A 24333-nucleotide genomic window follows, 5' to 3' on the forward strand; every position below is an offset into this window, starting at 1 on the left:
CCGGTGATCCCCGGTCCCGTGCCCGGTCGTCCGGTCGCGCGTCACCGGGTCGAGACCACCACGGTCCTGGCCGCCTTGTCGTGCAGCCCCTGCTTGTAGGGCCGGTCGAAGAAGCTCCAGCCGCCGGCGATCACGGTCCACACGCAGGCGCAGCAGAAGGCGAACGGCAGCCACAGCACGGCGGCGCGGATCAGCGCGGTCTGCACGGACGGGTTGTTGCCGTCGGACAGGTTGGCGACCCGCATGCCGAGCCACTTCTTGCCGAGGGTGCGGCCGAAGCGGACGGCCATGAAGGTGTCGTAGGCGATGTAGAGGACCGCGGCGATCACCGACTGGGCGAACCCGTTGCCGACGTTGACCCGGTCGCCGTCGAAGTTGTACTCGCTGACCCCCACGGGCCAGGTGAGCAGCCAGACCACGATGCCGACCAGGATCATGTCGATGATGCGGGCGAGCGTGCGCCGGGCGCTGTCGGCGAGCGGGGGCATGCCGGCCAGCGGGTCGCCGCCCGGGGCCCCGCCGTAGGGGCCGCCGCCGTAGGGGCCGCCTCCGGGGGGACCGCCCCCGTAGGGGCCTCCCCCGCCGGAGGGGCCGCCGGGTCCGCCGCCGCCGTAGGGGTCACCGCCCTGAGGGCCGCCCGCGCCCTCGTACGGGCCGCCCGCGCCCCCGTACGGGCTGCTGCCGCCCTGCCCGGGCGGGGGTGTGCCGCCGGGGGTGTCGTACGGGGAGCCGGAGCCCGGCCCTGGGGCGCCGGGCGGGGGCTGTTTCCTGAACGGGTCCTCGTCCGGCGGCGGCTGCTTCCTGAACGGGTCCTCGTCCGGCGGCTGCTGACCGGAGCCGTGGGGCGGTTCGGTGGTCATGCCCCCGAGTCGACCCCGAACCCCGCGGCCCCGCATCCGGCGAGCCGCCGTCCGGAGTACCGGGGGCCGGCGGCCCGACGGACCGTCAGGCGGCGGCGACGAACGTGTGCGCGGCCTTGTCGTGCCAGCACTGGCGCCACGGCTTGTCGAACAGGCACCACAGCACCCCGACGACGCCGACCACGAGCAGCCCGGGCACGCTGTAGACGAGCCAGCGCCGCAGGGCCGCGCCGAACTCCGGCGCGTCGTGCCCCTCGATGTCCCGCACCTCCAGGCCCGTCAGCCGCTTGCCCAGCGTGCGGCCCCACCTGACGGTGGGCAGCACCTCGAGGAGCACCCCGGCGAGCAGCAGGACGGCGAGGACGATGCCGAGGTGCACCGAGGTGGTGCCGTCGATCAGCCACACCGTGACGGTCTCGCCGGAGAGCTTGGCCGCCTCGATCTTGGCGTCGACGTGGTCCATGGCCTTCAGGCCCAGCGGAACGGCGGCCACGGCGGTGACGGCGCCGAGGACGACGGTGTCCAGCAGCCGGGCGGCCAGCCGCCGGCCCAGCGAGGCCGGGCGGGCCGCGGCCTGCCGGCGGGCGGCGGCCTGGAAGACGTCGTCGACCGGCGGCTTCCACGGCGCGACCGGCCCCGGCTCCTGGGTGCCCGCGAGGCGGTGCACCTGCTGCGGCCAGGAGGACTGGCCACCCCCCGGACCGGCCGTGAGCGGCGCGGAGGCGGCCGGGGCGGCAGGAGAAGCGGGGGCGGCCGGCGCGGTGGCCTGCGGGGGGACGGGCGGGGCGGTGGCCTGCCGCGGTCCGGACGGAGCCGGGGCGGCGGGCGGGGACGCGGCGGCGCGCGCGGCCGCCGCCTTGCCCGCGGCGAAACCGGGCCGCCCGGGGGCCGCACCCGCGTCCTGCTCGCCTGCGTGCGGCGGGACCGCGCGGAAGGTCATGGTGCCCTCGTCGGCGGACGGCGCCGGGCCGCCCGAGGTGACCGGCGGCTGCGCCGCGCCCGTCGGCCTGCGGAACACGAAGGTGCCGCCGCCCGCCCGCGGACCGTCCGGGGCGGGCTCGGCGTCGGCGGGACCGCCCTGTCCGGCGGCGCGGCCGCTCCGGCCGGCGGCCGCGGCGGCCGTCCCGCCCGCGGCCCCGGCCCCCGGGGTGTGCGGGACCCGGGGGTCGGCGCCCCAGGAGACCTTGCGGTCCGGGTCGCCTCCGAAGCCGGTCTGGCGCGCGGGGTCGGCGCCCCAGGCCGTGGCGGGTTCGGGCCGGCTGCCGTGCTGCGCGTCGGCCGGGGACGGTCCCACCGGGGCGGGTCCGTCGTCCGGGTCCTCGTCGAAGAAGTGCGGGCCGGTCTCCTCCACGGACGGCGGGGCCGGGGCGGCACCGGGGGGCGGGGCGAGCGGCTCGCCGTCACCGGGCGCCGGACGGCTCGTACCCGGTACCCATGAGGCACCGTTCCAGTACCGGACGTATCCAGGAATGGACGGGTCCGGGTAGTACCCTTCGCGGGGCCTGTCGTCGCCGGGGGCCGGGGTTGGGGCGCTCATGTCCGTCGTCCCGTATCTGCTCGAGGGGTGGGTCGGGGGGAACCACATCTATCAGACGGGCGGGGGCCGAACGGCCCGACCGACTGGACCCCACCCCTTTCGGGCACCTTCTCGTTCAGAAGAGCTTGCCCGGGTTCAGAATGTTCAGCGGATCGAAGGCGTGTTTGACGGCCCGCTGCATCTCCATGCTCACGGGGCCGGCCTCCCGCGCCAGCCACTCCTTCTTCAGCACGCCGACGCCGTGCTCGCCGGTGATGGTGCCGCCGAGTTCGAGACCGAGCGCCATGATCTCGTCGAAGGACTTCCGGGCCCGCCGTGACTCATCCGGGTCGGAGGCGTCGAAGCAGACCGTCGGGTGGGTGTTGCCGTCGCCGGCGTGGGCCACGACGCCGATGGTCAGCCGGTACTTCTCGGAGATCCGCTCGACGCCCTCGATCAGCTCGCCGAGCCGGGACCGGGGCACGCACACGTCGTCGATCATCGTGGTGCCCTTGACGGCCTCCAGCGCGACCAGGGACATCCGGCGGGCCTGGAGCAGCATCTCGGACTCGGCGGCGTCCTCGGCGGGGACGACCTGGGTCGCCCCGGCCTCCTCGCACAGCGCGCCGAGGGCGGCGAGGTCGGCGGCCGGGTCGGTGGTGTCGAAGGCGGCCAGCAGCAACGCCTCGGTGGACTCCGGCAGGCCCATGCGGGCCATGTCGTTGACGGCCTTGACGGTGGTGCGGTCCATGAGTTCGAGCAGGGAGGGGACGTGTCCGGCGGCCATGACGCGGCACACCGCGTCACTGGCCGCGGCCCCGGAGGAGAACTCCGCGGCCAGCACCAGCTGCTCGGGAGGCTTGGGCCGCAGGGCGAGCACCGCCCGGACGACGACGCCGAGGGACCCCTCGGAGCCGACGAACAGCCGGGTCAGGTCGTAGCCGGCGACGCCCTTGACGGTGCGGCGGCCGGTGGACAGCAGCCGGCCGTCGGCGAGGACGACGTCCAGGCCGAGGACGTATTCGGCGGTCACGCCGTACTTCACGCAGCACAGGCCGCCCGAGGCGGTGCCGATGTTGCCGCCGATGGTGCACATCTCCCAGCTGGAGGGGTCCGGCGGGTAGGCGAGGCCGTGCTCGCCGACCGCGCGGGAGAGCGTGGCGTTGACGACGCCCGGCTCCACGACGGCGATCCGGTCGACCGGGTCGATCTCCAGGATGCGGTCCATCCTGGTCAGGGAGAGCACCACGCAGCCGTCGGTGGCGTTGGCGGCGCCGGACAGGCCGGTGCGGGCGCCCTGAGGGACGACCGGCACCCGGAGCTCGGTGGCGGTGCGCATGACGTGCTGGACCTGTTCGACCGTGCGGGGCAGCACCACCACCGCGGGGCTGCCGGCCGGGCAGAAGCTCGCCATGTCGTGGGCGTAGGAGGCTGTGACGTCCGGGTCGGTGAGGACGGCCTCCGGGGGGAGCCCGCCGAGCAGCCGGTCGACGAGAGGTCCGGCCGCCACCGTGTCTTCATCGCGTCGCGCTTCGATACGGCTCATGATCACAGCGTCGCACCCGGGGCCATCGGTGTGAACCCCGCGGAACCGGTCGCACCCTTCCGGAGTGTGATGATCATACGTAAGCGCCCTGTGGCGCACAGTGTGCGCCATGGACGACAAGGCACGTGCGCACCGCCGGCGGATCCGCCGCCGGGTGCTGCTCGCCTCAGCCGCGGGCGGCACCGCCCTGGCCGGGGTGCTGGTGACGCTGCCGTGGGGTGGACAGGCTCCTCCGGGGCCCACCCCGCAGGAGCGGGCGCTGGCCGCGGTGACCAGCGGGGTCCCGGCCGCGCTGCCCGACCTGGAGGCGCTGGTCCGCGACCGTGAGCGGCGGGTGCGCGAACGGCCCCGGGACGCCCGCGCCTGGGCCGAGCTCGGCGCGGCCCGCGTGGAACAGGGACGGCGGCTGGCCGACCCGCGGTACTGGCCGCGGGCCGAGAAGGCCCTGCGCACCTCGCTCGACGTGCGGAAGGACAACGCGCCGGCGCTGCGGGCGATGGCCGTGCTGGCGAACGCCCGCCGCGACCACGCGGGCGCCCGCACGTGGGGCGAGGCCGCGCGGAAGCTGGAGCCGGAGCGATGGACGACGTACCCGCCGCTGATCGAGGCGTCCGCCGGGCTCGGGGACGACGAGGAGACCGGCCTGCTGCTGGAGAAGCTCACCGCGCTGCGCGAGGGACCGGCCGTGATGGCCCGGACGGCCGCCGTCTACCGGGACCGGGGCTGGCGGGAGGACGCGGCGGCGAAGCTCGCGGACGCCGCCTCGGCCGCCGGGGAGCCCGCCGAGCGCGCGGCCTACCTGGAGCGGGCCGGACAGCTCGCGTGGGAGCGCGGCGACCGTGAGGACGCGCTGCGCCACTTCCAGGAGGCGGTGCGCGTCGACCCCGACCAGCGGGCGGCGCAGGCCGGGCAGGGCAGGGTGCTGGCGGCGCTGGGCCGGGCCACGGAGGCGCTCAGCGCGTACCGGATGGCGCTGGCGAAGCACCCGCGGCCCGAGTACGCGCTGGAGCTGGGCGAGCTCTACGAGTCGCTGGGGCTGAAGCCGGCCGCCGAGGTGCAGTACGCGCTGCTGCGGGAGCGGGTCCGGCTGGCGTCCGCCCACGGCGGGGACGAGGAGCTGGTGCTGGGCCGGTTCGAGGCCGACCACGGCGACCCCGCGGCGGCGGTGCGGCGGCTGCGGGCGGAGTGGGAGCGGCAGCCGTCCACGGAGGTGGCGGACGCGCTGGGCTGGGCACTGCACCGGGCCGGGGAGCACGAGGAGGCGCTGCCGTTCGCGGTGCGGGCCACGGAGGGGACGAAGGGCGGGGGCGTGCGCAGCGCGCTGTTCGCCTACCACCGGGGGGCCGTCGAGCGGGCGCTGGAGCGGTACGGGGCCGCGCGCCGCCATCTGACGGAGGCGCTGCAGATCAATCCCTGGTTCTCGCCGCTGCACGCGCCGCGGGCGAAGGAGGCGCTGGCCCGCCTGGGTGAGCCGTCCGTCCAGGCGGGCCCCGAGTCCTCCTGATCCGAGGGCGCGGTGCGGGGCGCGGTGCCTACAGGTTGCCGCGCTTGGCCTGCTCGCGCTCGATGGCCTCGAACAGCGCCTTGAAGTTGCCCTTGCCGAAGCCCATGGAGCCGTGGCGCTCGATCATCTCGAAGAAGACGGTCGGGCGGTCCTGGACCGGCTTGGTGAAGATCTGCAGCAGGTAGCCGTCCTCGTCGCGGTCGACGAGGATCTTCAGTTCGCGCAGCGTCTCCACCGGCACCCGGGTCTCGCCCGCCCACTCGCCGAGGGTGTCGTAGTACGAGTCGGGGGTGTCCAGGAACTGCACACCGGCGGCGCGCATCTGGCGGACCGTGTGCACGATGTCGTTGGTGTTCAGCGCGATGTGCTGGACGCCGGCGCCGCCGTAGAACTCCAGGTACTCGTCGATCTGGGACTTCTTCTTGGCGACGGCGGGCTCGTTGATCGGGAACTTGACCTTGAGCGTGCCGTCGGCCACGACCTTCGACATCAGCGCGCTGTACTCGGTCGCGATGTCGTCGCCCACGAACTCCTTCATGTTCGTGAAGCCCATGACCTTGTTGTAGAACTCGACCCACTCGTTCATCCGGCCGAGCTCGACGTTGCCGACGCAGTGGTCGACGGCCTGGAAGGAGCGCTTGGCCGGAGGCTCGACGATCGGGTCGGCGGGGACGTAGCCGGGCAGGTAGGGGCCGTCGTAGCCGGTGCGCTCGACCAGGGTGTGCCGGGTCTTGCCGTAGGTGGCGATGGCGGCAAGCACGACGGTGCCGTGCTCGTCCTTCAGCTCGTACGGCTCGGCGACGGAGGTGGCGCCGTGATCGATCGCGTAGGCGTACGCGGCCCGGGCGTCCGGCACCTCGATGGCGAGGTCGACCACACCGTCGCCGTGCGCGGCCACGTGGTCCTCGAGGAAGGAGCCCCACTCGGTGGAGCGCTTGATCACCGAGGTGAAGACGAAGCGGGCCGAGCCGCTCTCCAGCACGTAGGAGGCGGTCTCGCGGCTGCCGTTCTCCGGTCCGGAGTAGGCGACGAGCTGCATGCCGAAGGCGGTGGAGTAGTAGTGCGCCGCCTGCTTGGCGTTGCCCACGGCGAAGACGACCGCGTCCATTCCCTTGACCGGGAAGGGGTCTGCCTGCCGTGCGGTGTCGGGAGCGGTGTGTGTGGTCTGCGTCATAGGGGCAGAGTGGAACAGCCCTGCAAGGTGCGCAATAGTTCGTCCAATCACTGGGCAACATGTTCAGCCGAACGCCCGTATCGGCGGGCTTTCTGTACAGGATGACCACTGGGGAGAGCGGTATGGCGATCGATCATCTGGACGGGCGGATCATCGTGCTGCTGGCGCGTGAACCACGCACCGGGGTGCTGGAGATGTCCCGCCGGCTGGGGGTGGCGCGCGGGACCGTGCAGGCCCGTCTGGACCGGCTTCAGTCGAACGGAGTCATCCGCGGATTCGGCCCGCAGGTGGATCCCGCGGCCCTCGGCTACCCGGTCACCGCGTTCGCGACCCTGCAGATCAGACAGGGTCAAGGAGCCGATGTACGGGCCCACTTGACGACCGTGCCGGAGGTCCTGGAGCTGCACACCACCACCGGCACGGGGGACATGCAGTGCCGGCTGGTGGCCCGCTCGAACGCCGATCTCCAGCGGGTGATCGACCGCGTCGTCGGATTTGATGGCATCGTCCGGGCGTCCACGGCGATCGTCATGGAGAACCCCGTTCCGCTGCGGATCATCCCGCTGGTGGAGCAGGCCGCGCTCGGCGAGTGACCGGACCTGGCCGAGCTGGGGGTGAGCGGATGTGAACTTCTGGGAGTACCTGGAGAGCCGGCACCAGCAACTGCTCACCGACACCTACCAGCACGCCAGCGTGGTCTTCCAGTGCATGGTGGTGGCGACCGCCCTCGGGGTGCTGATCGGCATCGTCACCTACCGCAGCGAGTGGGCGGGCAACCTCGCCACGACCACCACGGCGACGCTGCTGACCGTCCCGGCGCTGGCCATGATCGGTCTGCTCATCCCGATCGTGGGACTGGGCGTGGCGCCGACCGTGATCGCGCTGACCCTGTACGGGCTGCTGCCCATCGTGCGGAACGCGATCGTGGGCCTGCGCAGGGTCGATCCGGCGCTGGTGGACGCGGCCACGGGCATCGGCATGTCGCGGCTGTCCCGGCTGGTGCGGGTCGAGCTGCCGCTGGCCTGGCCGCCGATCCTGACCGGCATCCGGGTCTCCACACAGATGCTCATGGGCATTGCGGCCATCGCCGCCTTCGCCTCCGGGCCCGGCCTCGGCAACCTGATCTTCCGCGGCATCGCCTCCCTGGGCAGCAAGAACGCGCTGAACCAGGTGCTCGCGGGCACGCTCGGCATCGTCGTCCTGGCCCTGCTGTTCGACGCCGCCTACGTCCTGATCGGACGGCTGACCATCTCCAGGGGGATCCGTGCCGGAGCCTGAGACGTCCGAGGCCGGGCCCCGGTCGGTGGGGGCGCCCATCGAGCTGGAGGGCCTCACCAAGCGCTACCCGGGCAGCCGGCAGCCCGCCGTCGACAACGTCAGCATGGACATCAAGGCGGGCGAGACGGTGGTGCTCGTCGGCCCCTCGGGGTGCGGGAAGTCCACCACGCTGAAGATGATCAACCGGCTGATCGAGCCCACGGGCGGCCGCATCCGCATCGGCGGCGAGGACGTCACCGACATGGACCCGGTGAAGCTGCGCCGCACCATCGGCTACGCGATCCAGGCGAGCGGGCTGTTCCCGCACATGACGGTGGCGCAGAACATCGCCCTGGTGCCGAAGATGCTGCGCTGGCCCGGCGCGCGGGTGCGGGACCGGATCGAGGAGATGCTGGACCTGGTCGGGCTGGACCCCGGCGAGTTCCACGACCGCTATCCGCGCCAGCTCTCCGGCGGCCAGCAGCAGCGCGTGGGCGTGGCGCGGGCGCTGGCGGCGGACCCGCCGGTGCTGCTGATGGACGAGCCGTTCGGCGCGGTCGACCCGATCACCCGGGACCACCTCCAGGACGAGCTGATCCGGCTCCAGCGGGACCTGCACAAGACGATCGTCTTCGTCACCCACGACTTCGACGAGGCGATCAAGATCGGCGACCGGATCGCGGTGCTGCGCGAACGCTCCCACATCGCGCAGTTCGACACCCCGGAGGCGATCCTCACCACCCCGGCCGACGACTTCGTGTCCGGGTTCGTCGGCGCGGGGGCGGCGCTGAAGCGGCTCAACCTCACCCGGGTCGGGGACGTGGCGATCACCGACTACCCGACGGTCGGCGTCGACGACCCGCTCGACGAGATCCTCGTCCGGCTGCGGTCGGGCGGCACCGACGAGGTGCTGGTGCTCGACCAGCGGGGCCGCCCCTACAAGTGGCTGCGGCGCGGCGACATCATGCGCGCCAAGGGCTCGCTGGCCCGCGCGGGCGTGCTGGTGCAGGACACGGTGACCCGGGACGCGACCCTGCGGGACGCGCTGGAGGCGGTGCTCACCGACAACACGGGCCGGGTCGCGGTGACCGGGCGGCGCGGCGCGTACGAGGGCGTCGTGGACGTGGAGACGCTGATGAACTCGGTGCACGAACTGCTGGAGGCCGACCGGCTGGAGGCGCGGGAGGCGCAGGCCGGCCTGGAGGAGCAGCGGGCCGCGCAGACGCACGCCGAGCAGGAGGGCGCCGCCGGCCCCGGAGGGGAGCCGCAGGCGTGAGGACCTCCGAGGGGCGGACGAGTGACGGCGACACCCTCCCGGGTGAGGGCGGCGGGCCGTCCGGCGAGGAGGACGCTCCCCCGCCCCGGCCGGCCGTCGCCCCCTCCCGGGTGACCTGGCAGAAGCTGACGTTCCTGCCGGTGGCGCTGATCGCGGTGCTGCTGGCGACCTGGCTGTGGTTCGAGCAGGCCGACCTGGACGCCCTCACCCGGAACGCGCTGTCGGACGGGCGGGTGTCCCAGGCGCTGTGGCAGCACATCGAGCTGACCGTGATCTCGACGTTCTTCGTGCTGATCATCGCCATCCCGCTGGGCATCCTGCTGACCCGGCGCGGCTTCAGCAGGGCCACGCCGGTCGCGATGGCGTTCGCCAACATGGGCCAGGCCACCCCCGCGATCGGTCTGCTGGCGCTGCTGGTGATCTGGCTGGGCATCGGCCGCAGGGCCGCCCTGATCGGCATCATCGCCTACGCCGTGCTGCCGGTGCTGTCCAACACCATCGCCGGCCTGCGGGCCAACGACCCGACGCTGCTGGAGGCGGCGCGCGGCATCGGCATGTCCCCGTTCGGGGTGCTCACCCGGGTCGAGCTGCCGCTGGCCGTGCCGCTGATCCTCGCCGGGGTGCGCACCGCCCTGGTGCTCAACGTCGGCACCGCGACGCTCGCCACCTTCGGCGGGGGCGGCGGGCTGGGCGTGCTCATCACCACCGGGATCACCAGTCAGCGCATGCCGGTGCTGGTGATCGGGTCGGTCCTCACCGTCGCGCTCGCGCTGCTGGTGGACTGGCTGGCCTCGCTGGCGGAGCTGCTGCTGCGGCCGCGCGGGCTGGAGGCGGGACCGTGAGGGGGCGGGCAGGGGTGCGGCCGGGGTTGCCGTCGGGGGCCGTCCCGGGGCGGCGCCCACAGGTGTCCTCGCGGAGGTCCTCGCGGAGGTCCTCAGGGGTGCGTCCGCTCCTGGCCGCGGTGCTGCTCACGATGGTCGCGGGCTGCGGTCTGACCAGCGGGTCGCCCATGGTCGACGACGTGGAGCCGGGCACGGTCGGGCGGGGCAAGCCGCTGGAGGGCGCGAAACTGACCGTCACCTCCAAGGAGTTCACCGAGCAGCTGATCCTCGGCGCGATCATGGGCATCGCCTTCCAGGCGGCAGGCGCGGAGGTGATCGACCGCACCGGCATCCAGGGCTCGGTCGGCTCGCGCGAGGCGGTCGTCAAGGGCGAGGCGGACGCCGGGTTCGAGTACACGGGCACGGGGTGGATCACGTACCTGGGCAACAGCAGGCCGATCCCCGACCCGCGCGAGCAGTGGCTGGCGGTGCGGGAGGCGGACGCCAAGAACGGGGTGACCTGGCTGGAGCCGTCGGAGCTGAACAACACCTACGCCCTCGCCATGAACCAGGCCAACTACGAGCGGTACCGCACCCGCACCCTCTCGGAGGTGGCGGAGCTCGCCACGTCCGACCCGGGCGCGGTGACGCTGTGCGTGGAGGGCGAGTTCGCCAACCGCGCCGACGGGCTGCCGGGCCTGGAGAAGGCGTACGGGATGAGCATTCCGGCGGGCAACGTCACGCAGATGGACACCGGCATCATCTACACCCAGACGGCCAAGGGCGCCTGCACCTACGGCGAGGTCTTCACCACCGACGGGCGGATCAAGTCCATGAACCTGGTGGTGATGGAGGACGACAAGAAGTTCTTCCCCAACTACAACGCGGCCCCGACGGTCAACAGCAAGACGCTGAAGAAGTGGCCGGCGATCGCCGGGGTGCTGGCCCCGGTCACGGAGAAGCTGGACAACACCGTGGCGCAGACCCTCAACGCCCGCGTCGACGTCGACGGGGAGGACCCCCACCAGGTGGCGCTGGACTGGATGGTGGCGGAGGGCTTCGTCAAGGAGAGGTAGCGGGCGGCCGGGTCAGCAGCTCGGGACCTTGCCGGTGCCCTTCTCCAGCGCGACCAGCGCGTCGACGGCGCCCCTGAGGGTGGTGACGGGGACCAGCCGCAGACCCTCGGGCAGCTCCGACCGCGCCTCGGAGCACTCGTCCTTCGGGACCAGGAAGACGGTGGCGCCGTCCCGCCGGGCGGCCTGCGTCTTCAGCGGCACACCGCCGACCGCACCGACCTTGCCCGCCGCGTCGATGGTGCCGGTGCCCGCGACCACGCGGCCGCCGGTGAGGTCGCCGCCGCTGCCGTCGCCGTCCAGCTTGTCGACGATGCCGAGGGAGAACAGCAGTCCGGCGCTGGGGCCACCGACGTCGGCGAGCTTCAGCGTGACGTCGATGCCCTCGTTCTCCCGGCCCAGGAACGTCAGCGCGGCCCGGGTGGCCTCGTCCTGGGACTCCTTCATCTGCTTCTCGTTGAACTGCTCGATCTCCTTGACGTCGTCCCCGCTGGGGTAGACGGCGTCGCGGGGCATGACCGCCTCGTCGCTGCTGAACCAGCTGTCGATCACCTGGGGCAGGTTCACCCGGGTGTCCGGCGAGGTCGCCTCGATCGTCGTCATCCGCAGCTGCCCGGTGGTCTTCCGCACGGGTGCGCCGGAGATCGTGATGACCTGCTGCCCCTTGTTCTCACCGAGCACGTCGGCCGTCAGCCCGGGCTGCGCCACGGAGAAAGGCAGCGGCGCGAGCACGGCGGTGGCCAGCAGCGCTACGGCCGGGGCGGCGCAGACGGCCAGGGCTTGGGGACGCGTGAGGCGAGAGAGCACGGAGCCAATCTAACGCGACGGGGGACAAGCCCCGCCGGGGTGCCCATGGGGGCCGCTCACGGGAGCCGGCCCGCCCGGCCGGCGCCCGCGGATCAGCGCAGGGCCTCCGCGACCTCCCGTGCGGCCTCCATCACACGGGCGCCGACCCGCTCCGGTACGACGTCCGCCAGCATGACCACGCCCACGCTCCCCTCGACGCCCGTCACGCCCACCAGGGGCGCGGCGGCCCCGCACGCGCCGGCCTCCAGCTCGCCCTGCGTCAGCGTGTAGCCGGGGTCGCCGGGGGTCCTCCGCCGGGCGGCGAGTATCGCCTTGCCCGCGGCCCCGCGGTCCAGGGGGTGCCGGAAGCCCGCCCGGTACGCCACGTGGTAGTCCGTCCACGACGGCTCCACCACCGCGACCGCCAGGGCCTCGGCACCGTCGACCAGGGTCAGGTGGGCGGTCGCGCCGATGTCGTCCGCCAGGGACCGCAGCGCCGGCATCGCCGCCTCCCGCACCAGCGGGTGCACCTGCCGTCCCAGCCGCAGCACGCCCAGCCCGACGCGGGCCCGTCCGCCGAGGTCGCGGCGGACCAGTGCGTGCTGTTCCAGAGTGGCGAGCAACCGGTACACCACGGTCCGGTTGACGCCCAGTTTGTGGGAGAGCTCGGTGACGGTCAGCCCGTGATCGGTGTCGGCGAGCAGCTTCAGAACCCGTAGGCCCCTGTCGAGCGTCTGAGAGGTCTCCGCGGTCACGACGCCCACTCCTTCAGTGGTGAGGTCGACGGCCCCCTCGCGCGGATGCGTCACCGAGTCCCGTCGGTCACGCGCGTCAGAGGCCGCCGATCGGCCGGCGACCCGGTCGGCTCCCGGGCACTGTCGCTTCACGGCTGCGCTCCGCGGCGGCGCTGCCACGGGGCGTGTGCGTAGCCGGACAGTAGCGAGCCGGTTCGCTGAGCGGAAGTCTCCGTCCAGAATCCGGTCACCACTTCAACAAAGTGGTCACTTTTGTCCCGGAACGCACGCCGGTTGACCGGTACCTCACGCGGACCGACCGGCGGTGTGCGCCCGTTGACGGCCCTCCGGGAGTGCGGAAGGGCGCCTCAGCGCATGCGGGTGGCCCACTCCTGCACCTTGGCGATCCGCTGGCGCAGTTGCCCCGCGGTCGCCTCGGCGGACGGCGGGCCGCCGCACACCCGGCGCAGTTCGGTGTGGACGACGCCGTGCGGCTTGCCGCTCTGGTGGACGTACGCGCCGACCAGGGAGTTGAGCTTCTTGCGCAGCTCCATCATCTCCTTGTGGGAGACCACGGGCCGCCGCTCGGCGGGCAGTTCGAGCAGGTCGGCCTCCTCGGCCGGCTTCTTCCTGCTGTGCGCGATCTGCCGGGCCTGCCGCTTCTGCAGCAGCAACTGCACCTGGTCGGGCTCCAGCAGGCCCGGGATGCCGAGGTAGTCCTGCTCCTCCTCGCTGCCGGGGTGGGCCTGCATGCCGAACTCGGCGCCGTTGTACATGACCCGGTCGAAGACGGCGTCGGACTCCAGCGCCTCGAAGGGGAGCATGTCCTGCTCGCCGGTGTCCTCGTCCTGCTCCCGGTTCGCCTCCTCCATCTCCTTCTCGGACTCGGCGTAGGGGTCCTCCTCGCCCTCCTTCTTGGGCTTGTCGAGGACGTGGTCGCGCTCGCGCTCCATCTCGTTGGCGAAGGAGAGCAGGTCCGGCACGGTCGGCAGGAACACCGACGCGGTCTCGCCGCGCCGCCGGGACCGTACGAAACGTCCGACGGCCTGCGCGAAGAACAGCGGGGTGGAGATGGTGGTGGCGTACACGCCGACCGCGAGGCGGGGCACGTCGACACCCTCGGACACCATGCGGACGGCGACCATCCAGCGGTCGTCGCTCTGGCTGAAGTCGTCGATCCGCCGGGACGCGCCACTGTCGTCGGAGAGGACGAGCGTGGCCTTGTGACCGGTGATGTCCCGGATCAGCTTGGCGTAGGAGCGGGCGGACTCCTGGTCGGAGGCGATGACGAGGGCGCCGGCGTCCGGGATGGCCTTGCGCACCTCGGTGAGCCGCTGGTCCGCCGCGCGCAGCACGGACGGCATCCACTCGCCGCGCGGGTCGAGGGCGGTGCGCCAGGCCTGGCTGATCGCGTCCTTGGTCATGGGCTCGCCGAGCCGGGCCGCGATCTCGTCGCCGGCCTTGGTGCGCCAGCGCATGTTGCCGCTGTACGACATGAAGATCACGGGCCGCACGACGCCGTCGGCGAGGGCGGAGCCGTACCCGTAGGTGTAGTCGGCGGACGACCGGCGGATCCCGTCGTCGCCCTCCTCGTACGTCACGAACGGGATGGGGTTGGTGTCCGAGCGGAAAGGCGTACCGGTGAGCGCGAGCCGGCGGGTGGCCGGCTCGAACGCCTCCAGACACGCCTCACCCCACGACTTGGAGTCACCGGCGTGGTGGATCTCGTCGAGGATGACGAGCGTCTTGCGCTGCTCGACGCGGTTGCGGTGCAGCATGGGGCGCACGCCGACACCGGCGTACGTGACGGCGACGCCGTCGTACTCCCGGCCGAGCGGGCCCGCGCTGTACTCCGGGTCGAGCTTGATGCCTATCCGCGCGGCGGCCTCGGCCCACTGCTTCTTCAGGTGCTCGGTGGGCGCGACGACGGTCACCTGCTGCACGACGTGGTGGTGCAGCAGCCAGGACGCCAGCGTCAGCGCGAACGTGGTCTTGCCGGCGCCGGGGGTGGCGACCGCGAGGAAGTCACGGGGCTGAGCCTGGATGTACTTGTCCATCGCCCCTTGCTGCCAGGCGCGCAGCTTGCCGGCGGTACCCCAGGGGGCACGTCCGGGGAAGGCCGGGGACAGGTGGTGCGAGGCGGTGCCGGCGGTGGTAGTCACGATCTCCGGGAGGGTGGGTCGGGCGGCTCTGGTGCGTGGGACGACCGGGCCACCCTACCGATGGCCCGGTGGTGCACCGGCCGCTTGAGGCCTGCGTCGACCGGAGGTGGGACCCACGTCACAGTCATCGCGCGAAGCGCGGCAACTCGGACGCGATCTTGGGCACGTCCAATGCTCCTTGGCAGACGTCCAGCACGAACCGCTCGGCCTCGTCCACGTCGAATTCCGGATCGAGCGGGTGTCCGTTCATGTGCAGGAAGACCCACGTCGCATACCAGGCGAGGCGCTTGTTGCCGTCGACGAGCGCGTGGTTGCGGGCAAGGGACTCCATCAGGGCTGCGGCCTTCTGCCACACGTCCGGATACGCGTCCTGGCCGAACACGCTCGACTGCGGGCGCGCCAGCGCCGAGTCCAGCAGTCCGTAGTCGCGCACCGCCTCCTCCCCGAGCCGCTTCGCGAGGTTCAGCAGCTCGGGCAAGGTGAGGTGGTACATCAGGCGAGCCTCCGGTTCAGCTCCGCGCTCGCCTTCAGCACATGGTCGGCCGCCTCGTTGAACAGCCGCGAATGCTCGTTTATAGCCGCCACCACAGCATCGTGCGCGAAAGCCTGCATGCTGCGTCCTTCCGCAGCGGCGCGCTCACGCAGGGCGTCGAGCTCGTCATCCGTAAACCGCAGGTTCAGTCCAGCCATGACCCGACGGTACTACGTGGTACCACCCGGTGTCACACCTTGCCGTCGGGAGTGGGCCGTACCCGGGTCGCCACCCAGACGCCCACCAGGGCCACCGCCGCCATCGGGAGGAAGACCGCGACGAAGGCGGCCGGGTGGGAGCCGGTGGCCTGGGTCGCCGCGTGGCTGACGGTGCCGCCGCCCAGGGCGGCGAAGGCGGCGCCGCCGACCGCCAGCAGGAGGACGTTGGACAGGCCGTCGGAGATCTGCAGGGCGGCGGAGTTGGTGCCGGCCTCCTCGGGGGCGGAGAGCTGGAGCAGCAGGACGCTGGTGGAGGAGATCACCAGGCCCATGCCGAAGCAGCCGAAGGCCCAGGCGACCGCCAGCGTCCAGGCGGGCACGGCATGGTTCAGCACGCTCGGTGCCGCCGCGACGGCGAAGGCGACCAACAGCATCCCGAGGGTCATCAGCCGTTCCCGGTGCGGTTCCAGGCGGGGCCGGGACTGCACCCAGGAGCCCAGCGCCCAGGTGCCGCCGCCCGCCGCGAGGGAGAAGCCGGCCATCGTGGGGCTGAGTCCGCGCTGGGTGACCAGCATCAGCGGGACGAAGGACTCCGCCGCGATGAACGACCCGGCGGCGACACCGCGCAGCAGCACCACGGAGGGCAGGCCGCGCGCCGCCCGCCAGGTGCCGCGCGGGAGCAGGCCGAGGACGGCCGGGACCAGCAGGGCCACGCCCAGCGCGCCCGGCAGCAGCGACAGCCATCGCAGGTCCTGGGCGGCGTACTGGAGCAGGCCCGCCCCGAAGGAGATGGCGAGGGCCAGCCGGATGCGGCGGCCGTCGAAGGAGGCCGGCGTCTCCTTGCCCTCCCCTGTCGGGCCGGCCGCGAGGCACCGTATCTGGGGCAGCGCGAGGGCCAGCGGGAGCGTGACGAGCACCGGCATGCCGAGGAAGACCCAGCGCCAGCCGAGATGCTCGGTGACCGCGCCGGACGCGAGCGGGCCGACGATGGAGGGGACGACCCAGCTGGCGGCGAACGCCGCCATGATCGCCGGCCGCAGCCGCTCGGGGTAGGCGCGACCCACCACGACGTACAGCGCGACGATCACCAGGCCGCCGCCGAGGCCCTGCACGGCCCGCCCGAGGATGAACATCCACATCGCGCCCGCGGTACCGGCGAGCAGCAGTCCGGCCGCGAACGAGCCGATGCCCCAGGTCAGCGGCGCGAGCGGGCCCCGCCGGTCGGACCACTGGCCGGCCAGCACCATGCCGAAGAGGCTGGTGGTGAAGTACCCCGAGAACGCGAACGCGTAGAGCGGGACCCCGTCCAGCTCGCGCGCGGCGACCGGCATGGCGGTTCCCACGGCCGTCGCCTCGAAGGCGATCAGAAGCACCACGGAGACGACCCCGATGCTCAGCGCCCGGTAGGTGCGGCTGAGGACGGTGTCGTCGGGGGCGAGGTCCGGGGCGGCGCCGGCGGGCTCGGCGACACCGGTGTCGCGGGGGTTCGGGGCGGTCATGCCCGCCAGAGTAAGGTCCACGCCCCGCTTTGACCCCTGTCGGGGGTCGGTATCCGGACCGGGACCTTGGTCGTAGGACCTCCGCCGCCGAGTGTGAACGGCACATGGCAGTCGCGTTGCACGCCCCGGTGTTCCCTTGAGCACCGTCCGCGGCCCGCCGTACGGTCGCTGTACCGGTCCGGGACGGCGAGGCGCCGTACGGCACCTCGCCCCCACCGACACGGCCGTGTGCCCGAGTGGCTCAGGGACTCGCCTGCAAAGCGAGTTACGCGGGTTCGATCCCCGCCACGGCCTCCACCCAGGGCGGGTGCTCCCCGGAGCGCCCGCCCCCCGACCTGCACCACGGTGCCGCCCGCGGCCGTCCGCCCGACCGGCTCAGGGACCCACCTGCGCGGCATCCATCAACGAGACCCGCTCGCAGGGAGTTACGCGGGTTCGATTCCCGCCACGGCCTCCACCCAGGGCGGGTGCTCCCCGGAGCGCCCGCCCCCCGACCTGCACCACGGTGCCGCCCGCGGCCGTCCGCCCGACCGGCTCAGGGACTCACCTGCGCGGCATCCATCAACGAGACCCGCTCGCAGGGAGTTACGCGGGTTCGATCCCCGCCACGGCTCCTGCCAAGGGCAGGGCAGTCTCCGGAGCGCCCCGCCCATCGGCGTGCGCCCGTGTCACAGCACCCCGCCCGCCTCGTCCTGGAAGAGGCGGGTCCAGTAGTGCCAGTCCGTGTCGGGGGTCGTGCCGGTCGGGTCGACGGAGGCGAGGACCTGGATCATCGTCAGCGCCAGCTGGTCGTACGCGTCGCTGGTGAGCGCGTGGCCCGAGTCCTCGTCGAGGGAGCGCTCCCGGTGCAGCAGCCACAGCGTGAAGGCGAGCGTGGAGATGTCCGTGTTCAGCGGGCGCAGCACCGCCTCGCCCTCGCTCCAGCTGAGTACCGCGCCCGTCGCCCCGTCGACGACGAGACTGTGGTCGTCGACCAGGTGTCCGACGCGTACCAGCCGGTCGGCGTGGGCCGGGAGGAGACCGGGCGGGATGCCGCCGCCGCAGTCGTCGGCGTCGTACTCCGCGAGGGTGCGCAGCGGCTGGTCCGTGTCCAGGGAGAACAGGAACCCGTCCTCCGGCAGGCCCGTCTCGCGCAGGAAGCGGCGGGTCGGCTCGTGCGTGAGGGTCGAGGGGAAGTCGACCTCCTCGAAACGGACCACACCGCCCCGCCCGAACTCCTCGTCCAGCAGCCGCAGGGGCAGATCCAGGGCTAGGCCCGACGACGTGCCGGGGCCCGCGACGAGGGCGAGCGGGCGGATCAGCGCCGCCATCCGCCAGAACGGCGCCGGCTCGCCGTCCGCGCCCTCCTCGAACACCGCGAGCAGCTGCCGCGAGGCCTCCGCGACCGCCTTGGTGCCGTAACGGCCGGCGTAGGCGGCGAACTGGCCGCGCAGTCCCGCCAGTTCGTCCGTGGCCGCGGCGAAGCGGACCAGGGTCGGCAGGGACGGGGCGAGCGGACGGCAGTCCATGAGGTCGGGCCGGTCGTGCACGTACGTCGTGGAGACCTCCCCGGTCGCGCCGTCGAGCAGCACCGACTCCGTCTCCAGGCCCGCCGGGGCGAGCAGTTCGCCGATGACGAGCTGGTCCCGCAGGGCGGGCGGGAGCCGGTCGGCGGCGCCGCCCGTCGCCTCGGCGACCGTGTGCGGCCCGCCGTGCCGGCCCAGCTCGGCGAAGCGGAACAGGCCGCTGTCGCAGGGCAGTCCGGGGCCGGTCAGCCAGCTCCGCGTGGACGCGTGCGTGACCTGGGGACCGAGGTCGTCCTCGGTGAGTGTGATCGCCCTCGCGACAACGGTGTCGGCCATGCCCATGATTCCCCCGCGATACGTGTGCTCGGTCCCGGGCCCGCGAACGTCCCGCCCCGGGCAGGACGGCCCGCGCCCTGCCGGACCCACGGCCGTCCCCCACTGCTTCCGAAGACTACGCGGCGCCACTGACAACGCCTCAGAACCACGGGGCGCGGCCGACGCCCTGTCTTTCAAGACGCGCGGGAGGCCCCAGACGTTGCCCTGACGGGGCGATCGCCTCGCGGGAACCGCTCAGCCGGCGGTGACCACGGCGGCCTGCGGGCGGATCGGCAGCCGGTTGACCGGCCGGCCGGTGGCGGCGCGCACCGCCGAGGCGATGGCGGCCGGGGAGGTCACCACCGGCACCGCGCTGACCGACTTCGCGCCGAACGGCGCGACCACGTCCCGCTCCTCGACCAGCTTCACGATCCGGATGTCCGGCGCGTCCAGCGCCGTGGGCAGGGCGTACCCGGTGAGGTCGGGGTGGCGGATCAGGCCGCGCGGCGTGCGCAGGTTCTCGGTGAGCGCGGCGCCCAGGCCCTGGGTCACGCCCGCCTCGATCCGCGCCGCCAGCTGAGCCGGGTTGAGCACCCGGCCCACGTCCTGGGCGACCGCCAGTTCCACGACCCGTACCGAGCCGAGCTCGATGTCGACGTCGACGACCGCGCGGATCGCGCAGAAGGAGATGCCGACGAAGGCGTCACCCTGCCCGGCCTCGTCCAGCGGCTCGGTGGGGTGCGGGCGGCACTGGGCGGTGGCCCACAGTTCCTTGCCGTCGAGCGCCTCGGTGACGGTGGTGGACAGCACGCCGTCGTACGAGGTGATCTTGCCGTCGGTGATCTGCAGCAGCTCGGTGGACATGCCGAACTTGTGCGCCAGGGGCTGGAGGAGCTGGGTGCGGACCATCTTGGCCGCGCGCTCCACCGCCCCGCCGGACACCCAGGTGTGCCGGCCCCGGCAGCCCGCCCCGGCCGGAGGCTGGTCGGTGTCCACGGGCACCACGTGCACCTCGTCGATGCCGAGGGTCTCCTGGACGATCTGCCGGGCCAGGGTGGAGAAGCCCTGTCCCGTCTCCACGGCCGCGCACAGCACGGTCGCCACGCCGCCCTGGACGCGCACGGTGGCCGTGGACACCTCGTCGGCGCCCTCCGCGCCCAGCATGTGCACCATGCCCAGGCCGTAGCCGACGCCGCGGCGGACCGCGCCCGGTTCGCCCGCGCCCTCGGGGCCGCCGGGCAGCAGCCACTCGTCCTCGGGGGTGTCCTTGGGCAGCGGCGGCAGCGGGAACTCCCGCACGGCCTCCAGCAGTTCGGCGACCGGCGCGGGGCAGGTGACGGTCTGCCCGGTGGGCAGCACGTCGCCGGTGGCCATCACGTTGCGCAGGCGCACCTCGGCCGGGTCCAGGCCCAGCTTCTTCGCCAGCTTGTCCATCTGCGCCTCGTACGCGGCACAGACCTGCATCGCGCCCTCGCCGCGCACATGGCCGGAGGGCGGGTTGTTGGTGCGCACCGCCCAGCCCTCGATGAAGGCGTGCGGGACGACGTACGGGCCGCACGCGAAGGCGACGGCGGCGGCCAGGGCGTCGGAGGAGGTGCCGGCGTAGGCGCCCGCGTCGAGCAGGATCTGCGCCTCGACCTTGACCAGCTTGCCCTCGGCGTCGGCGTGGTGGCGGTAGCGCAGCAGGGTGGGGTGGCGGTGGGTATGGCCGAGGAAGGACTCCTCGCGCGTGGCCGCGAGCTTCACCGGGCAGCCGGTCTTCAGCGCGAGCAGGCCGAGGGGGAGCTGGAAGCTCTGGTCCTCGCGGTCGGCGGTGGCGCCGGGCACCCCGGTGACGACGATCTTGACCTGGTCCTGCTGCAGACCGAACGCGGCGGCCGCGGTGTCCCGGTCGCCGTGCGGGTCGGTGGACGCCAGGTACAGCTCGACCCCGCCGTCCGGGCGGGGCACGGCGAGTCCGGCCTCGGCTCCTATGGGGGCGGGGTCCTGACGGCCGATGCGGTACAGGCCCTCGACGACGACCTCACCGGCCGCCTCGGGGTCGCCGTGGCGCAGCGGGATGTGCCGGATCAGGTTGCCGTCGGGGTGCAGCGGCTCGGCCTCGAAGGCCTGCTCGGGGTCGGTCACCGGGTCGAGCACCTCGTACTCGACGATGACGGCGGCGGCGGCCATCCGCGCGGTGTCGGGGTGGTCGGCGGCGACGGCGGCCAGCGGTTCACCGTGGTGGCGTACGACCTCGGAGGCGAAGACCGGGCGGTCGGCGGTGCCGCGGCCGAGGACCGGGGTGCCCGGGACGTCCTCGTGGGTGACGACCGCGCGGACGCCGGGCATCTCGCGCGCGTGCGTGGTGTCGATCGACTTGATGCGCGCGTGCGGGTGCGGCGAGCGCAGCACGGCGGCCCACAGCAGCCCTTCGGCCCACAGGTCGGCGGCGTAGGGGAAGGTGCCCTCGGTCTTGGCGCGGGCGTCGGCTGCCGGGAGGGAGGCGCCGAGTCCGCGCGGGACGGCCTCCTGCTCGGGGGCCGCCGTCCCGGCGGCCTGCGCGGTGGCTGTCTCGTTGCTCACGCCTGGCCTCCGTCCTGGCCGTAGGACTGGTCGTGCGGTCCGGGGACGCCGAACGCCGAGGGGTTCACCCCGCCGGCGCCGGGGCCCGCCTGGTGCGGGATGCGCGGGGTGTCGCCGTCGTCCGCGGCGGCCGGCTCGGCCTGCGCCTCGCGTCCGGCGACGACCTCTTTGACGGCGTCGACCACGCCCCGGTAGCCGGAGCAGCGGCACAGGTTGCCGCACAGAGCCTGCCGGGTCTCCAGCTCGGTCGGGGCCGGGTTGCCCTCCAGCAGGTCGTGCACGGTCATCGCGATGCCGGGGACGCAGAAACCGCACTGCACGGCGCCGCAGCGGGCGAGGGCGCGCTGCACGTCCGAGGGGCGGCCGTCCTGCGCCAGTCCCTCGACGGTGCGGACCTCGCTGCCCGCCGCGGTGACGGCGGGGACCAGGCAGGACGCGACGAGCCGGCCGTCGACCTGGACGTTGCAGGCGCCGCACTCTCCCTGCGAGCAACCGTCCTTGGCGCCGGCCAGGCCGAGCCGCTCGCGCAGCACGTAGAGCAGCGACTCGCCGATCCAGGCGTCGGTGACGGGCCGGTCGGTGCCGTTGACGCGGAGCACGTAGGAGGCGAGGGGGTGGTCCTCGTGGGGTGCCACGAGGATGTCGGGGCCGTCGGCGTCGGTGCCCTGCGCCGCCGCGGGGGCGTCCGGTTCGCCGGAACCGTCGTCGGCGGGTGCGGTGTCCGGGCCGGCGGAGGCGCCGTCGCCGGGACCCTGCCGCGTGCCTTCGCCGGCGGAGGCCGCCGAGGGCTGCTCCGCGGGCTCGGGAGCCGCCTGGGTGTCCCCGGTGTCGGTCGGGGTCCCGTGCGCCCCGGGGGCGGGCTCCGTGCCGCCCTGGGGGGCGGAGTCCGGGTGCTCGGCCGGGTGGCCGTCGGCGGACGCGTCGCCGGGCTGCCAGGGCTGCTCGCGGTGGTCCGGGTGTTCCTCGGCGGGCAGCGGCCGGGACACCTCGTCCGGACGCGGACCGCCGTGCGCGGACACGTCCGGGGCGGCGGGGTCGTACGCGGACGGGTCCGCGGCGCGCGGCTGCCCTTCCTCGGGGCCCTCCTCGCGTGCGGGACCACCGCGGTGGCCGCCGGTGTACGCCTGCTGGTCGTGGGCGGTACCGCCGTCGGGCCCGCCGTGCTGCCGAGCGGCCGGGTCCTGGGGCTCGTGGGCGGGTCCGTGCTCGCCGTCCTGCGGCTGGTGGCCGGCGCCGTGCCCGTCGTGCTCCTGGGGGACCCCCGGTACGCCGGGGCCCCACGGCCGGCCGATGGACTGGGTGTCGGCCCAGGGGGCCGGGGCGCCGCCCGGGAGGGTCGCCGGGGGGGTGCTGCCCCACTGTTCGACCAGGGACGACGCGGTGAACTCGCCGGACTCGTCCGGCAGGTCGCCGCCCGCCACGGGGATCGACCACTGCCCGGTGGCGTTCTGCCCCGGTGCGGGGTCCTGACCCGGGTCCTGGCCCGGCGCGTGCTGCGGCGCGGCGGCGGTCTCGTCGTAGCTCCACTGCCCGCCCGCGCCGGGGTCGTAGCTGAAGCGGTCCGCCGCCGGCTCCGGCTGTCCGGCCTGCGGGTCGTGCCACTGGGCCCCGTCGACGGGCGCGCCGGGGGCCGCCCAGGAGCCGGTCGCCGCCGGGTCGGTGCCCGCGGTGGTCGCGGGCGTGACCGTTATCTGCGGCGGCACGTAACCGTGGCCGGGCGCGGCGAGGGGGCTCTCCATGGCGTCCAGCAGGGCGTCGATGCCGCCCTCCGGGAGGTTCACGAAGGCCGTGGCACCGTCGTCGTAGTCGCCCTGCGGCAACGGGTCCCAGCGGCTGCCGCCCGGAGGCGTGCCCTGTCCGTGCTGGTCGTCGGTCACGACAACGCCCTCCCCAGTGCTCGTCGGGCCAGCGCGGCGACGGTGCGCCGCAGGTGCAGTACCGCGGGCGGCAGCGGTGGGACGGCGCCGTCCTCGCCGGGGGCGGCGTCGGGGATGCAGGCCGCGGCGACGTACTCCCCGAACGCGGTCAGTGCCTCGGGCACGATCGCGCGGTTGTTGTCCCAGTCGATGAGCTGCGCGACCCACTGCTCGGCCTCCAGGGGCCGCAGCGGCATCGGCGCGATGGCGCCCACCGCGCAGCGCACCCCGCGCCGGGCGGGGTCGAGCACGAGGGCGACGGAGGCGACCGCGCGGCCGGGGCCGGTGCGTCCGGTCGCCTTCAGGAAGACCTGGGGGGCGTGCAGCAGGGGGACGCGCACGTAGCCGATGAGTTCGCCGGGGCGCAGCAGGTCCATGCCGGCCAGCAGGTGCGACACCGGAACCTCGCGGCGGGCGCCGGCCGGGCCCGCGACGACGAGCGTCGCCTCCAGGGCGGCCAGCACGGGCAGCGCGTCCCCGGTGGGGGCGGCGGAGGCGATGTTGCCGCCGAGGGTGCCCGCGTTGCGGATGTGCGGGGGTCCGGCGGCCCGCGCGGCGGCGGCGAGCGCCGGGATGAGGGCGGCGAAGTCGGGGCGGCCCATGCGCGCGTGGGTGAGTCCGGCGCCGAGCAGCGCGTGTCCGTCGAGGTACTGCCAGCCGCGGATCTCGCTGATCTTGCCGAGGCCGACCAGCGCGGCGGGCCTGAGCTGCCCGGAGTTGACGGCGGCCATGAGGTCGGTGCCGCCCGCGACGGGCACGGCGGCGGGCATGGCGGTGAGCGCCGCCACGGCTTCGTCCAGCGTCGTGGGCAGCGTCACGGCCTGCGCCGCCTGCGGTGCGTGCGTGCTCAAAACCGGCTGCCCCTTCCCGCTGCCCCACCTGGTCCCACCCGTGCGCCGTACGGTACGTGCTGACAGGGCGGACGTGGCAACTCTGGCACATCTTGGCAGGTGCCGAAGACGGGGGTCCGCTAGGAGGCATTCGCCCGGCTGGAACCGGACCTGACCGATTCCGTCCCGAGATCACCGCTGCGCCGTGGAATCACAGCCTTCGGAAGCCCTTGTTCCGTTATCGGCCGACCTGTTCGGCCCGCAGCGAACGCACGGGGCGAGGGTCGTCCCCCGGGGCAGGGGA

The 24333-nt window shown here is 73.8% G+C and carries 20 protein-coding genes and 2 tRNA genes; 8 read left to right on the plus strand and 14 right to left on the minus strand.

All coding sequences use genetic code 11. From position 1 onward, the window contains the following. Positions 1-41 precede the first annotated feature (41 nt). From F3L20_RS27865 to F3L20_RS27875, 3 genes are all read right to left on the minus strand, one after another. Entirely contained in the window at positions 42-860 is an 819-nt protein-coding gene (locus F3L20_RS27865) for an RDD family protein (RefSeq protein WP_150156654.1), read from the minus strand. An 85-nt stretch (positions 861-945) separates the two neighbouring features. After that, positions 946-2397, minus strand: a complete 1452-nt coding sequence (locus F3L20_RS27870; RefSeq protein WP_150156655.1) for an RDD family protein — start codon at positions 2395-2397, stop codon at positions 946-948. A gap of 115 nt (positions 2398-2512) precedes the next feature. Continuing rightward, positions 2513-3928 (minus strand): FAD-binding oxidoreductase, encoded by a 1416-nt coding sequence (locus F3L20_RS27875; protein ID WP_150156656.1) that lies wholly within the window; start codon positions 3926-3928, stop codon positions 2513-2515. Positions 3929-4031: 103 nt separating this feature from the next. On the opposite strand from F3L20_RS27875, the gene F3L20_RS27880 reads away from it, so the two are divergent. Further along, positions 4032-5426: a tetratricopeptide repeat protein gene (locus F3L20_RS27880; protein ID WP_150156657.1), complete on the plus strand. Its 1395-nt coding sequence runs from the start codon at positions 4032-4034 to the stop codon at positions 5424-5426. A gap of 28 nt (positions 5427-5454) precedes the next feature. Here F3L20_RS27880 and hppD read toward each other — a convergent pair whose 3' ends face one another. Next, the gene (hppD, locus tag F3L20_RS27885; RefSeq protein WP_150156658.1) at positions 5455-6600 is read right to left on the minus strand and encodes a 4-hydroxyphenylpyruvate dioxygenase; all 1146 of its coding nucleotides are present in this window, start codon (positions 6598-6600) and stop codon (positions 5455-5457) included. 122 nt (positions 6601-6722) lie between these two features. On the opposite strand from hppD, the gene F3L20_RS27890 reads away from it, so the two are divergent. The 5 genes from F3L20_RS27890 to F3L20_RS27910 all read left to right on the plus strand — a co-directional run bounded on the left by F3L20_RS27890 (position 6723) and on the right by F3L20_RS27910 (position 11030). Further along, complete coding sequence (locus tag F3L20_RS27890; protein WP_150156659.1) at positions 6723-7193, plus strand: Lrp/AsnC family transcriptional regulator; 471 nt, start codon at positions 6723-6725, stop codon at positions 7191-7193. A 31-nt stretch (positions 7194-7224) separates the two neighbouring features. Continuing rightward, entirely contained in the window at positions 7225-7878 is a 654-nt protein-coding gene (locus F3L20_RS27895) for an ABC transporter permease (RefSeq protein WP_150156660.1), read from the plus strand. Then, positions 7865-9133: an ABC transporter ATP-binding protein gene (locus F3L20_RS27900; RefSeq protein WP_150156661.1), complete on the plus strand. Its 1269-nt coding sequence runs from the start codon at positions 7865-7867 to the stop codon at positions 9131-9133. The genes F3L20_RS27895 and F3L20_RS27900 overlap by 14 nt, the downstream gene beginning before the upstream one ends. Next, positions 9130-9975, plus strand: a complete 846-nt coding sequence (locus F3L20_RS27905; RefSeq protein WP_150156662.1) for an ABC transporter permease — start codon at positions 9130-9132, stop codon at positions 9973-9975. The genes F3L20_RS27900 and F3L20_RS27905 overlap by 4 nt, the downstream gene beginning before the upstream one ends. Before the next feature lie 131 nt (positions 9976-10106). Next, a complete protein-coding gene (locus F3L20_RS27910; protein ID WP_150157524.1) occupies positions 10107-11030 on the plus strand; it encodes a glycine betaine ABC transporter substrate-binding protein in 924 nt (307 codons plus the stop codon). Positions 11031-11042: 12 nt separating this feature from the next. On the opposite strand, the gene F3L20_RS27915 is transcribed toward F3L20_RS27910, so the two are convergent. The 6 genes from F3L20_RS27915 to F3L20_RS27940 form a co-directional block, all read right to left on the minus strand. Continuing rightward, entirely contained in the window at positions 11043-11834 is a 792-nt protein-coding gene (locus F3L20_RS27915) for a S16 family serine protease (protein ID WP_150156663.1), read from the minus strand. A gap of 92 nt (positions 11835-11926) precedes the next feature. Continuing rightward, positions 11927-12568 (minus strand): IclR family transcriptional regulator, encoded by a 642-nt coding sequence (locus F3L20_RS27920; protein WP_145827539.1) that lies wholly within the window; start codon positions 12566-12568, stop codon positions 11927-11929. A 347-nt stretch (positions 12569-12915) separates the two neighbouring features. Beyond that, positions 12916-14709 (minus strand): DEAD/DEAH box helicase, encoded by a 1794-nt coding sequence (locus F3L20_RS27925; protein ID WP_206338829.1) that lies wholly within the window; start codon positions 14707-14709, stop codon positions 12916-12918. Positions 14710-14833: 124 nt separating this feature from the next. After that, the gene (locus F3L20_RS27930) at positions 14834-15202 is read right to left on the minus strand and encodes a type II toxin-antitoxin system death-on-curing family toxin (protein ID WP_150156665.1); all 369 of its coding nucleotides are present in this window, start codon (positions 15200-15202) and stop codon (positions 14834-14836) included. Next, positions 15202-15399, minus strand: coding sequence for a hypothetical protein (locus F3L20_RS27935; protein ID WP_150156666.1), 198 nt, complete (start codon positions 15397-15399; stop codon positions 15202-15204). Before F3L20_RS27935 ends, F3L20_RS27930 begins: the two co-directional genes overlap by 1 nt. A gap of 32 nt (positions 15400-15431) precedes the next feature. Continuing rightward, complete coding sequence (locus F3L20_RS27940) at positions 15432-16898, minus strand: MFS transporter (RefSeq protein WP_150156667.1); 1467 nt, start codon at positions 16896-16898, stop codon at positions 15432-15434. 222 nt (positions 16899-17120) lie between these two features. Between F3L20_RS27940 and F3L20_RS27945 the strand changes: the two genes are divergently transcribed. Next, positions 17121-17195: transfer RNA gene (locus tag F3L20_RS27945), tRNA-Cys, on the plus strand. Between the two features lie 59 nt (positions 17196-17254). Next, positions 17255-17355: transfer RNA gene (locus tag F3L20_RS27950), tRNA-OTHER, on the plus strand. Positions 17356-17566: 211 nt separating this feature from the next. On the opposite strand, the gene F3L20_RS27955 is transcribed toward F3L20_RS27950, so the two are convergent. The 4 genes from F3L20_RS27955 to F3L20_RS27970 form a co-directional block, all read right to left on the minus strand. Beyond that, on the minus strand, positions 17567-18745 hold the full coding sequence (locus tag F3L20_RS27955; protein WP_150156668.1) for an SUKH-4 family immunity protein: 1179 nt from the start codon (positions 18743-18745) through the stop codon (positions 17567-17569). 228 nt (positions 18746-18973) lie between these two features. Continuing rightward, a complete protein-coding gene (locus F3L20_RS27960; protein WP_150156669.1) occupies positions 18974-21283 on the minus strand; it encodes a xanthine dehydrogenase family protein molybdopterin-binding subunit in 2310 nt (769 codons plus the stop codon). Then, a complete protein-coding gene (locus tag F3L20_RS27965) occupies positions 21280-23160 on the minus strand; it encodes a 2Fe-2S iron-sulfur cluster-binding protein (RefSeq protein ID WP_150156670.1) in 1881 nt (626 codons plus the stop codon). Before F3L20_RS27965 ends, F3L20_RS27960 begins: the two co-directional genes overlap by 4 nt. Next, entirely contained in the window at positions 23157-24050 is an 894-nt protein-coding gene (locus F3L20_RS27970) for an FAD binding domain-containing protein (RefSeq protein WP_150156671.1), read from the minus strand. Before F3L20_RS27970 ends, F3L20_RS27965 begins: the two co-directional genes overlap by 4 nt. Between the last annotated feature and the right edge of the window lie 283 nt (positions 24051-24333).

It is taken from the genome of Streptomyces tendae, assembly GCF_008632955.1.
GTDB lineage: Bacteria > Actinomycetota > Actinomycetes > Streptomycetales > Streptomycetaceae > Streptomyces.

What these genes read in the sequence shown, in the direction of transcription:
- hppD (WP_150156658.1), bottom strand. Translation starts at nt 6,600, where the DNA reads ATGACGCAGACCACACACACCGCTCCCGACACCGCACGGCAGGCAGAC.
- F3L20_RS27935 (WP_150156666.1), bottom strand. Translation starts at nt 15,399, where the DNA reads ATGGCTGGACTGAACCTGCGGTTTACGGATGACGAGCTCGACGCCCTG.
- F3L20_RS27880 (WP_150156657.1), top strand. Translation starts at nt 4,032, where the DNA reads ATGGACGACAAGGCACGTGCGCACCGCCGGCGGATCCGCCGCCGGGTG.
- F3L20_RS27890 (WP_150156659.1), top strand. Translation starts at nt 6,723, where the DNA reads ATGGCGATCGATCATCTGGACGGGCGGATCATCGTGCTGCTGGCGCGT.
- F3L20_RS27940 (WP_150156667.1), bottom strand. Translation starts at nt 16,898, where the DNA reads ATGACCGCCCCGAACCCCCGCGACACCGGTGTCGCCGAGCCCGCCGGC.
- F3L20_RS27930 (WP_150156665.1), bottom strand. Translation starts at nt 15,202, where the DNA reads ATGTACCACCTCACCTTGCCCGAGCTGCTGAACCTCGCGAAGCGGCTC.
- F3L20_RS27910 (WP_150157524.1), top strand. Translation starts at nt 10,107, where the DNA reads ATGGTCGCGGGCTGCGGTCTGACCAGCGGGTCGCCCATGGTCGACGAC.
- F3L20_RS27870 (WP_150156655.1), bottom strand. Translation starts at nt 2,397, where the DNA reads ATGAGCGCCCCAACCCCGGCCCCCGGCGACGACAGGCCCCGCGAAGGG.
- F3L20_RS27955 (WP_150156668.1), bottom strand. Translation starts at nt 18,745, where the DNA reads ATGGGCATGGCCGACACCGTTGTCGCGAGGGCGATCACACTCACCGAG.
- F3L20_RS27865 (WP_150156654.1), bottom strand. Translation starts at nt 860, where the DNA reads ATGACCACCGAACCGCCCCACGGCTCCGGTCAGCAGCCGCCGGACGAG.